Source organism: Nonomuraea sp. CX421, from assembly GCF_059358955.1.
In genome coordinates, this window is the sequence record NZ_JCADBK010000040.1 from 45,778 (window position 1) to 51,777 (window position 6,000).

Genomic DNA, 6,000 nt, shown 5'->3' on the forward strand with positions numbered 1-6,000 from the left:
CCGCCGGATTACCAGCGGTAGTGGGCGAAGGCCTTGTTGGACTCGGCCATCTTGTGGGTGTCCTCGCGCTTCTTGACACTCGCCCCGAGGCCGTTGCTGGCGTCGAGGAGCTCGTTCATGAGGCGCTCGGTCATGGTCTTCTCGCGGCGGGCGCGGGAGTACTGCACCAGCCAGCGCAGGGCCAGGGTGGTGCTGCGCGTCGCGCGCACCTCGACCGGCACCTGGTAGGTCGCGCCACCGACGCGACGGCTGCGGACCTCAAGGGTCGGCTTGACGTTGTCAAGCGCGCGCTTCAGGGTGACGACCGGGTCATTGCCCGTCTTGTCCCTGCAGCCCTCGAGGGCGCCGTAGACGATCGACTGCGCGATGGAGCGCTTGCCGTCCAGAAGCACCTTGTTGATCAGGGCGGTGACCAGCGGCGAACTGTAGACCGGGTCAGACATCAGCTGACGACGGCCAGGAGAACCCTTGCGAGGCATTGTTAGCTCTTCTCCCTCTTCGCGCCGTAACGGCTACGGGCCTGCTTGCGGTTGCGGACACCCTGGGTGTCCAGCGAGCCACGGATGATCTTGCCCACACCGGGGATGTAAGCCGTGACCTCGATGCCGTTGGTGAGCCGCACTCGGGCGACCTTGCGCAGCGCCGAGTTGGGCTTCTTCGGGGTGGTGGTGTAGACGCGCTGGCACACACCGCGCCGCTGCGGACTCCCCTTGAGGGCAGGAGTCTTGGTCTTTGAGACCTTGTCCTGCCGGCCCTTGCGGACCAACTGCTGAATAGTGGGCACTGCCACTCCGTTCGTGCCTTGGCCGGTGTTACGTCATTCTTCAATTCGCAGGTTCTGCCGGTGTCATGACCTGCGGATTGTCCTTGCTTCCGCGCCCCCGCGCTCGGGCGTGTCGCGCTGTCAGCACAGACACATCCACGAAGACTTCGAGTCAGGAAGCCGACCCGCGCTCTCGCAATGAGCGCACGGTCGAGAGCCCGCAAGAACGGGCACGATGGTCTAGGCTACCAGGCCCGCGCGACACGTCAAAACGGCGCGGAGAGGCTATCAGCCTTTCCGCTCCCGGTGCGCGAGGCCCATCCCATCAAGGCCCGGCTACTGCTCCTCGGACATGATATAGGCACGCCCGCTGTCCTGTGCCCCATCCGGCAGAACAAGGACCTCCGGGCCGTCCCTCACCTGGTGATAGTCCCCGGCTATCCGCTGCGGCCAGACTTCCCTATCCCCCTGAACGCGACACGCCCGGGCCTCTCAGAAGAGAGACCCGGGCGTGCGGACCGCAGACCGGTTACTGAGTTTTCATCGGTTGTACTGGCCGAAGTCGTACTCCTCCAGCGGCACGGCCTCGCCGCTGCCGGTGCCGAAGGTGTAGTCGGCCGCGGAGCCGTCGTAGCCGCCCACGGTGTACATGGCGGCCTTGGCCTCCTCGGTCGGCTCGACCCGGATGTTGCGGTACTGGGGCATGCCCGTGCCGGCCGGGATGAGCTTGCCGATGATGACGTTCTCCTTCAGGCCCAGGAGCGAGTCGGACTTGGCGTGGATCGCCGCGTCCGTCAGGACCCTGGTCGTCTCCTGGAAGGAGGCCGCCGACAGCCACGACTCGGTGGCGAGCGACGCCTTCGTGATGCCCATGAGCACCGGGCGACCGGCGGCCGGAGAGCCACCCTCCGCCACCGTCTCGCGGTTCATCTGCTCGAAGCGCGGACGCTCGACGAGCTCACCGGGCAGCAGGTCGGTTTCGCCGGACTCCAGCACGTTCACGCGCTTGAGCATCTGCCGCACGATGATCTCGATGTGCTTGTCGTGGATCGACACACCCTGCGACCGGTAGACCTGCTGGACCTCCGCCACCAGGTGCAGCTGCACGGCCCGCGGGCCGAGGATGCGCAGCACCTCGTTGGGGTTGACCGCACCGGCGACCAACTGCTGGCCGACGGAGACGCGCTGGCCCTCCGAGACGAGCAGGCGCGAGCGCATCGAGACCGGGTAGGCGATGTCCTCGGACCCGTCGTCCGGGGTGATGACGATCTTCCTTGCCTTGTCGGTCTCGTCGATCCGGACCCGGCCCTCCGCCTCGGAGATCGGGGCGACACCCTTGGGGATGCGCGCCTCGAAAAGCTCCTGGACTCGGGGCAGACCGTGGGTGATGTCGGCGCCCGCCACACCGCCAGTGTGGAAGGTACGCATCGTCAGCTGCGTGCCCGGCTCACCGATCGACTGGGCGGCGATGATGCCGACCGCCTCGCCGACGTCCACGAGCTTGCCGGTGGCCAGCGAGCGGCCGTAGCAGGTCGCGCAGACACCGATCTTGGCCTCGCAGACCAGAGCGCTGCGGGTGCGGACCGTCTCGACGCCCGCCTCGACCAGCTTGGTCACGTGGATGTCGTTGATGTCGACCCCGGCCGGGACGATGACCTTGCCGTCGACCTCGACGTCCTCGGCCAGGATGCGGCCGTGCACGTTGGACTCGGCGTTCTCGGCCTTGACCAGGTTGCCCGACGCGTCACGGTCGCCGACGTGGAGCGGGACCGCGCGGTCGGTGCCGCAGTCGATCTCCCGCACGATGACGTCCTGTGCCACGTCCACCAGACGACGGGTCAGGTAGCCCGAGTCGGCGGTGCGCAGCGCGGTGTCGGCCAGGCCCTTCCGCTGTCCGTGGGTCGAGATGAAGTACTCGAGCACCGACAGGCCCTCGCGGAACGAGGCCTTGATCGGGCGCGGGATCGTCTCACCCTTGGTGTTGGACACCAGGCCACGGATGCCGGCGATCTGACGCACCTGCATCTTGTTGCCTCGGGCACCGGAGTTGACCATCATCCAGACCGGGTTGGTCGCCGGGAAGGCGTTGACCATGTCGGTCTCGACGTCGGCCGTCGCGTGCGTCCAGATCTCGATGAGCTCCTGACGGCGCTCCTCGTCGGTGATCAGACCGCGCTCGTACTCGCGCTGGACCTTGTCGGCCCGGCGCTCGTAGTTTTCCATGATCTCGGCCTTGTTCGGCGGCGCGACCACGTCGTCGATCGAGATCGTGACACCGGAACGGGTCGCCCAGCGGAAGCCCGCGTCCTTGAGCGCGTCGAGCGAGTTGGCGACCTCAACCTTGGGATAGGTCTCGGCCAGCTCGTTGACGATCGTGGACAGCTGCTTCTTGCCGACCTGGAAGTTGACGAACGGGTAGCTCGCGGGCAGCGTCTGGTTGAACAGGCACCGCCCGAACGTCGTCTCCAGACGGATCGGGTCACCCTGCTCCCAGCCCTCCGGCGCGACCCAGTCACGGGGCGGCAGGACGTCCTTGAGCCGGATCTGGATCTTCGCCTGGATGTGCAGCTCCTGGCGGTCGAACGCCATCTGAGCCTCGGCGATCGAGCCGAAGACCCGGCCCTCGCCCGTGGCGCCGTCCTTCTGGGTGGTCAGCCAGTAGAGGCCGATGACCATGTCCTGGGTGGGCATCGTCACGGGCTTGCCGTCGGCCGGCTTGAGGATGTTGTTGGTCGAGAGCATCAGGATGCGTGCCTCGGCCTGGGCCTCAGCCGACAGCGGCAGGTGCACGGCCATCTGGTCGCCGTCGAAGTCGGCGTTGAACGCGGTGCAGACCAGCGGGTGGATCTGGATGGCCTTGCCCTCGACCAGCTGCGGCTCGAACGCCTGGATGCCCAGACGGTGGAGCGTCGGAGCGCGGTTGAGCAGCACCGGGTGCTCGGTGATGACCTCTTCGAGCACGTCCCACACCACGGGACGGGCCCGCTCGACCATCCGCTTGGCCGACTTGATGTTCTGGGCGTGGTTGAGATCGACCAGCCTCTTCATCACGAACGGCTTGAACAGCTCCAGCGCCATCTGCTTGGGCAGACCGCACTGGTGCAGCTTGAGCTGCGGACCGACGACGATGACCGAACGGCCGGAGTAGTCGACTCGCTTGCCCAGGAGGTTCTGGCGGAAACGGCCCTGCTTGCCCTTCAGCATGTCGCTGAGGGACTTGAGGGGCCGGTTGCCGGGACCGGTGACCGGGCGACCGCGGCGGCCGTTGTCGAACAGCGCGTCGACGGCCTCCTGCAGCATCCGCTTCTCGTTGTTCACGATGATCTCGGGCGCGCCGAGGTCGAGCAGACGCTTGAGCCGGTTGTTGCGGTTGATGACCCGGCGGTAGAGGTCGTTGAGGTCGGAGGTCGCGAACCGGCCACCGTCGAGCTGCACCATCGGGCGCAGGTCCGGCGGGATGACCGGGATGCAGTCGAGCACCATGCCGCGCGGCGAGTTGGTGGTGTTGAGGAACGCGGACACGACCTTGAGCCGCTTGAGCGCGCGGGCCTTCTTCTGGCCCTTGCCGCTGCGGATGGTCTCGCGCAGGTTTTCGGCCTCGGCGTCGAGGTCGAAGCTGATCAGGCGGTCCTGGATCGCCTGCGCGCCCATGCCGCCCTTGAAGTAGCGGCCGAAGCGGTCGCGCATCTCGCGGTAGAGCAGCTCGTCGCCCTCCAGGTCCTGGACCTTGAGGTTCTTGAAGCGGCTCCAGACCTCCTCGAGCCGGTCCAGCTCACGCTGGGCCCGGTCGCGGAGCTGGCGCATCTCGCGCTCAGCGCCCTCGCGCACCTTGCGGCGCTGGTCGCCCTTGGCGCCGGCGGCCTCGAGCTCGGCCAGGTCGGCCTCGAGCTTCTTCTGCCGGGCCTCGACGTCGGCGTCGCGGCGCTGCTCGATGTGCTGCCGCTCGACGGAGATCTTCGCCTCCAGCGAGGGCAGGTCACGCTCACGCATCTCGGTGTCGACATGCGTGATCATGTACGCCGCGAAGTAGATGACCTTCTCCAGGTCCTTCGGGGCCAGGTCGAGCAGGTAGCCGAGGCGCGACGGGACGCCCTTGAAGTACCAGATGTGCGTGACCGGCGCGGCCAGCTCGATGTGGCCCATCCGCTCACGACGCACCTTGGCGCGAGTCACCTCGACGCCACAGCGCTCACAGATGATGCCCTTGAACCGGACGCGCTTGTACTTGCCGCAGTAGCACTCCCAGTCGCGGGTGGGACCGAAGATCTTCTCGCAGAAGAGCCCGTCCTTTTCCGGCTTGAGAGTGCGGTAGTTGATGGTCTCCGGCTTCTTCACCTCGCCGTGGGACCACTGGCGGATGTCATCGGCCGTGGCGAGGCCGATCCTGAGCTCGTCGAAGAAGTTGACGTCTAGCATGTGTGCGATCTCCCCCTCAGACTTCTTCCACGCTGCTCGGCTCACGCCGGGACAGATCGATGCCGAGCTCCTCCGCGGCGCGGAAGACGTCCTCGTCGGTGTCTCGCATCTCGATGGACATGCCGTCGCTGGAGAGCACCTCGACGTTGAGGCACAGCGACTGCATTTCCTTGATGAGGACCTTGAAGGACTCGGGAATGCCGGGCTCGGGAATGTTCTCGCCCTTGACGATCGCCTCGTAGACCTTCACGCGGCCCAGGACGTCGTCGGACTTGATGGTCAGTAGCTCCTGGAGCGCGTAGGCGGCGCCGTAGGCCTCCAGGGCCCACACCTCCATCTCACCGAAGCGCTGGCCACCGAACTGGGCCTTACCGCCGAGCGGCTGCTGGGTGATCATGGAGTAGGGGCCGGTCGACCGGGCGTGGATCTTGTCGTCGACCAGGTGCAGGAGCTTGAGGATGTAGATGTAGCCGACCGAGATCGGATACGGGAACGGCTCGCCGGAGCGGCCGTCGTAGAGCCGTGCCTTGCCGCTGGCCTCGACCATGCGGTCACCGTCGCGGTTGGGGACGGTGTTGCCGAGCAGGCCGACGATCTCCTCCTCGTGGGCTCCGTCGAAGACCGGGGTGGCCATGTTGGTGCGCGGGTCGACGGTCTCGAAGCCCTTCTCGCGCAGCCGATCGGCCCAGGCCTCCTGGATGCCGGAGATGTCCCAGCCCCTGGCCGCGATCCAGCCGAGGTGAGTCTCCAGGACCTGGCCGACGTTCATCCGGCCGGGCACGCCCAGCGGGTTGAGGATGATGTCGACCGGGGTGCCGTCC

4 protein-coding genes are annotated in these 6,000 nt (G+C 66.8%); all 4 read right to left on the reverse strand.

The window, feature by feature from the left end; genetic code table 11:
- Positions 1 to 8: 8 nt before the first annotated feature.
- Entirely contained in the window at positions 9 to 479 is a 471-nt protein-coding gene (gene rpsG, locus AC5L3X_RS38135) for a 30S ribosomal protein S7 (protein WP_189126398.1), read from the reverse strand.
- A gap of 2 nt (positions 480 to 481) precedes the next feature.
- Positions 482 to 784, reverse strand: a complete 303-nt coding sequence (gene rpsL / locus AC5L3X_RS38140; RefSeq protein WP_494863578.1) for a 30S ribosomal protein S12 — start codon at positions 782 to 784, stop codon at positions 482 to 484.
- Between the two features lie 519 nt (positions 785 to 1,303).
- Positions 1,304 to 5,179: a DNA-directed RNA polymerase subunit beta' gene (locus AC5L3X_RS38145; RefSeq protein ID WP_494863580.1), complete on the reverse strand. Its 3,876-nt coding sequence runs from the start codon at positions 5,177 to 5,179 to the stop codon at positions 1,304 to 1,306.
- 16 nt (positions 5,180 to 5,195) lie between these two features.
- The coding region (locus AC5L3X_RS38150; RefSeq protein ID WP_494863582.1) for a DNA-directed RNA polymerase subunit beta at positions 5,196 to 6,000 on the reverse strand (805 nt) is incomplete at its 5' end.